The sequence below is a fragment of the Streptomyces sp. 150FB genome, assembly GCF_000818195.1.
Lineage (GTDB): Bacteria > Actinomycetota > Actinomycetes > Streptomycetales > Streptomycetaceae > Streptomyces.
On the sequence record NZ_JTHL01000001.1, the window covers coordinates 1,069,982 to 1,074,628 of the forward strand.

At 68.2% G+C, this 4,647-nt stretch carries 4 protein-coding genes; 2 read left to right on the forward strand and 2 right to left on the reverse strand.

Annotation, left to right across the window (positions count from 1 at the left end; translation table 11 throughout):
* The coding region (locus QR77_RS04105) for an NAD(P)/FAD-dependent oxidoreductase (protein ID WP_040027277.1) at positions 1 to 1,511 on the reverse strand (1,511 nt) is incomplete at its 3' end.
* A 5-nt stretch (positions 1,512 to 1,516) separates the two neighbouring features.
* Positions 1,517 to 2,029 (reverse strand): SRPBCC family protein, encoded by a 513-nt coding sequence (locus QR77_RS04110; protein WP_052488520.1) that lies wholly within the window; start codon positions 2,027 to 2,029, stop codon positions 1,517 to 1,519.
* Positions 2,030 to 2,364: 335 nt separating this feature from the next.
* Here QR77_RS04110 and ctaD point away from each other — a divergent pair, with 335 nt between their 5' ends.
* Both ctaD and QR77_RS04120 read left to right on the forward strand, forming a co-directional pair.
* Entirely contained in the window at positions 2,365 to 4,083 is a 1,719-nt protein-coding gene (ctaD, locus tag QR77_RS04115; protein WP_040027280.1) for a cytochrome c oxidase subunit I, read from the forward strand.
* Positions 4,084 to 4,130: 47 nt separating this feature from the next.
* Positions 4,131 to 4,472: a hypothetical protein gene (locus tag QR77_RS04120; protein WP_040019723.1), complete on the forward strand. Its 342-nt coding sequence runs from the start codon at positions 4,131 to 4,133 to the stop codon at positions 4,470 to 4,472.
* The last annotated feature ends 175 nt before the right edge of the window (positions 4,473 to 4,647 follow it).

Consider the following 4,647-nt stretch of genomic DNA (forward strand, 5'->3'; position numbering starts at 1 on the left):
GCGCCGTGCACCCCGCCGCCCGGATGGGCACTGGCCGAGGCGAGGTAGAGGTTGGGTACGGCGGTCTCCGGGCGGCCGGTCCCGGGGACCGGGCGCAGGACGAACTGCTGGTGGAGGTTGGTGGTGCCGGAGTTGATCGCGCCGCCCCGCAGATTGGCGTCGACGCTCTGCAACGTGGAGGGGGCGAGCACACGCCGGGCGAGGATCCGGTCCCGGAAACCGGGCGCGTACCGCTCCACCCGGGCCTCGATCCGGTCCGCCATCGCCTCCTGCTCCCGCTGGTCCCAGGCCCCTGTGATGCCGTCGGGTCCCGCGTCGCTCTTCACGTGCTGGGGTACGTGGGTATAGGCCCAGGCGGACTCGGTGCCCGCCGGTGAGCGGGTGGGGTCGGCCGTCGTCATCTGGCCGAACAGCGCGAAGGGCTCGTCGGGCACCTGGCTCATGGCGATCTGGGCCGCGAAGCGCGTCAGGCCGTCCACGCCCTCAGCGAGATGGACGGTCCCGGCGGTCGCCGCCTCGGAGGCCGTCCACGGGACGGGTCCGTTCAGCGCCCAGTCGACCTTGAAGGTGGAGAAGTCCCACTGGAAACGGCGCAGGTCGTCCAGGATCCGGGGCGGCAGGTGCCGCGCTTCGATCAGCCGCATGTACAGGTCGGGGGCCGACACATCGGCGAGTACGGCCTTGCGCGCCACGATCCCCTCGCCGCTCTCGGTACGGACCCCCACCGCGCGGCCGCCGCGTACGACGACCTCCGCGACGCGTTCCCCGCAGCGCACACTCCCGCCGCCGCGCTCAAGTCGCCGTACGAGAGCGCCGGTCAGCTCGCCGGAGCCGCCGACCGGGACGGGGAAGCCGTACGTCTGGGCGAGCATCGACATCAGCCAGCCGAAGCCGCCGCTGCCGGCCGCCTCGGGTGCCAGGTCGGCATGGAGCGCGTTGCCCGCCAGGAGCAGCCTGCCCGCCTCGCCCTCGAACTCCTCCTCGCCCAGCCGCCGTACCGGCAGCACCATGGTGCGCGCGAGCCGCAGCCCGCCGCCGGCCCGTACCCGCGCGGCCAGCTTCACACCGGCGCGCACCGGCGGGAAGGGCGTGAACAGCGCCCCCAGCAGTGCGTCGTCCAGCCCGTCCCACACCGCGCAGAGCCGTCCCCAGGCCGCGCCGTCACCGGCGGCGAACGCGTCCAGGCCCGCCATGGTCGACGCGCGCTCCCGGTCGAGCACGGCGCAGCGCCCGTCCAGCAGCGGATGGGCCAGTACGCGTGGGGCGTGGCTCCAGCGCAGCCCTTCGCGGTCCAGGCGGAGCGAGGCGATCACCGGGGAGGCGGCAGCCAGCGGGTAGAACGAGCTGAACAGGTCGCTGATGTGGTCGGGATGGACGCCGCGGTCGCTGCGAACGGCTCCTCCCGGCTCGTCCTGCGCCTCCAGTACCTGCACACTCCAGCCTGCGTCGGCCAGGAGATTGGCGGCGACGAGACCGTTGGGTCCCGCGCCGATCACCACCGCGTCGGGCATGCCGGTCACTCCGTCCGGGGAGCGCTGTCGGACCGCGCGCCGGGGTGCGCGGCGGAATCCGTACCCGCGGCCGCTCCCGCGGGCGCCGGCATGGACTCGACGACATCGGCGAGCCGGCTGAGCATGGTGCGGTGACGCAACTGGATCAGCGTGTCGAAGGCCGCGTTGTGCAGCAGCCCGCCGGGCCCGCGCAGCGGGTGCTCGTCCAGGATGACCAAGGTGTCGCCGCCCCACGGGCGCAGCTCGACGGCGATGCGCGCCGTGCCGAGGAAGCCGCTGTACACCTCCAGTTCGAGCCACCCCGGCGGTTCGTACCGGCGTACGACGGTATGGCCACCGACCGACCACGGTCCGAGCTCCAGCCTGTACTCGATCGTGGATCCGACCTGGGGCCAGATTCCCTCGGACGGATGTGAGTGCGCCGTACCCACCACCCAGTCCGCGTACCGTCTGCCGTCCTCAAGGACCGCCCACACGACGGACGGCGGCCTTTCGATGAGCTGATGTCGTACGGCCATGTGTTCCTCCTGTTCTTCGTGTTCCTCGCGTTCCTCGTGCTTCCTCCGGGGTGGTCCGAGGGTGCCGTTATTTTCGCATCGGTCCCGAAGGACAGCGACCGCAATGACCCAGAAATAAAATAGGAAATCCATAGGACCAAGAGGGATCGGCCGCACACGTATGGGGCCCGGAGATTTCACATCCGGGCCCCATACGTGTCTTATTCTCCTGCGACGCGACAGTTTTCCGCGACGCGCCGGGACGACGGAATTCTCACCACGCCGGGTCCCGCGCCGCCATGCTGCTCTTTCCGAGCCCCCCATGAACACCGACCGAAGGAACGTCAGTGACCACGATGGACACCGCAGGACCGCCCGGGACCGAAACGGATCCGGGCCAACCACCCGTGCGGCGCAGGCAGTCCGGCAAAATCCTCGTGAGCTGGCTGACCGCCACCGATCACAAGACGATCGGGTCTTTGTATCTCATCACATCGTTCGGTTTCTTTATCATCGGCGGCATCATGGCGCTGGTCATGCGCGCCGAACTGGCCCGTCCCGGCCTCCAGATCGTGTCACCCGAACAGTTCAATCAGGCGTTCACGCTGCACGGCACGATCATGCTGCTGATGTTCGCCACACCTCTGTTCGCCGGATTCACCAACTGGATCATGCCATTGCAGATCGGCTCGCCCGATGTGGCCTTCCCCCGGCTGAACATCCTCGCCTACTGGCTCTACCTCTTCGGCTCGATCATCGTGGTCGGCGGCCTCCTCACCCCGGACGGCGGGGCCGACTTCGGGTGGTTCGCGTACTCCCCACTGACGGACAAGGTCCACTCGCCCAACATCGGCGGCGATCTGTGGATCATGGGTCTGGCGCTCAACGGCTTCGGCACGATCCTCGGTTCGGTCAACTTCATCACCACGATCATCTGCATGCGCGCCCCCGGCATGACCATGTTCCGGATGCCGATCTTCACCTGGAACGTGCTGCTGACCGCCGTCCTCGTCCTGATGGCCTTCCCCGTGCTCGCCGGCGCGCTGTTCGCGCTGGAGGCCGACCGCAAATTCGGGGCGCACGTCTTCGACGCGGCCAACGGCGGGGCGTTGCTGTGGCAGCACCTGTTCTGGTTCTTCGGGCATCCGGAGGTCTATATCATCGCCTTGCCCTTCTTCGGAATTGTCAGCGAGATCCTCCCCGTCTTCAGCCGGAAGCCGATCTTCGGTTATATCGGCCTGGTGGCGGCCACCATCGCGATCGCCGGCCTTTCCGTGACGGTGTGGGCGCATCACATGTTCGTGACCGGCGGAGTTCTGCTGCCCTTCTTCTCGTTCATGACGTTCCTCATCGCGGTGCCGACCGGGGTGAAGTTCTTCAACTGGATCGGCACGATGTGGAAAGGTTCACTGTCCTTCGAGACCCCCATGCTCTGGTCGATCGGCTTTCTTGTCACCTTCCTGTTCGGCGGTCTGACCGGAGTCATTCTCGCCTCACCGCCGCTCGACTTCCACGTGTCCGACTCGTATTTCGTGGTGGCGCACTTCCATTACGTGGTATTCGGTACGGTGGTGTTCGCGATGTTCGCCGGATTCCATTTCTGGTGGCCGAAGTTCACCGGGAAAATGCTGGACGAGCGGCTGGGTAAAATCACCTTCTGGACGCTCTTCACCGGCTTCCACGGCACCTTCCTCATCCAGCACTGGCTGGGTGCGGAGGGAATGCCGCGGCGGTACGCGGACTACCTAGCCGCCGACGGGTTCACCACGCTGAACACGATCTCGTCCATCAGCGCTTTCGTGCTCGGCCTTTCGATGCTGCCGTTCTTCTACAACGTCTGGAAGACGGCCGTGTACGGCAAGAAGGTCAACGAGGACGACCCGTGGGGCTACGGCCGTTCACTCGAATGGGCAACGTCGTGCCCGCCGCCCCGGCACAACTTCCTGACACTGCCCCGGATCCGCTCGGAGTCCCCGGCATTCGACCTGCACCACCCGGCGACCGCCCAGCTCGAAGACATCCAGAACCGTCCGGGGGCCGCGTCGACCGTGGCTCCGGGCGACAAACAGCCGTGAGCACCGGGCACCCCGTCACCGTCACACCGGGAAGGAGGAAGGAACGCGTGGAACCCGACGACGACAGCGCCCGCGGTCTCGCACAGATCGAGGGCTATCTCCTGTGGAACGCGGAACTCGAACAGGCCCGCCTCCAAGCCGGCCTGTTCGCCGAGCAGTTGCCCTGGCTGACCACCGCCCAGCGCGAGGACGTGGAGCGCGTCTACGCCGCCGACCGCGTCGCGGTCTCCCGGGCGACCCTCCTGCGGATCGCGGAGCGCGCCGTGGAGCTGCGCGGTGAGTACACGGAGCGCTACCGGCGGCTGAGGGCGCGGTGTCTGGCGGCGGCCGTCGTGGCCGTCGGCGCGACCAGCGGCACGTGCACGGCGGTCACCTACCTGTACAGGTGATCCGCCGGCGCCGCTGTTCCTGACAGCCGCTCAGACCTGGACGCTGAACGGGTCGTCGAGGTCGTCCTCGTCGAACTCCACGGTCAGCGGAGCGCTCGGCAGCTTGTCGGCGCACGCGGCGTACGCCAGCGCGAGCGCGGCCAGGTCCTCCGTCACGGCCGCCGGCCAGTCCGGG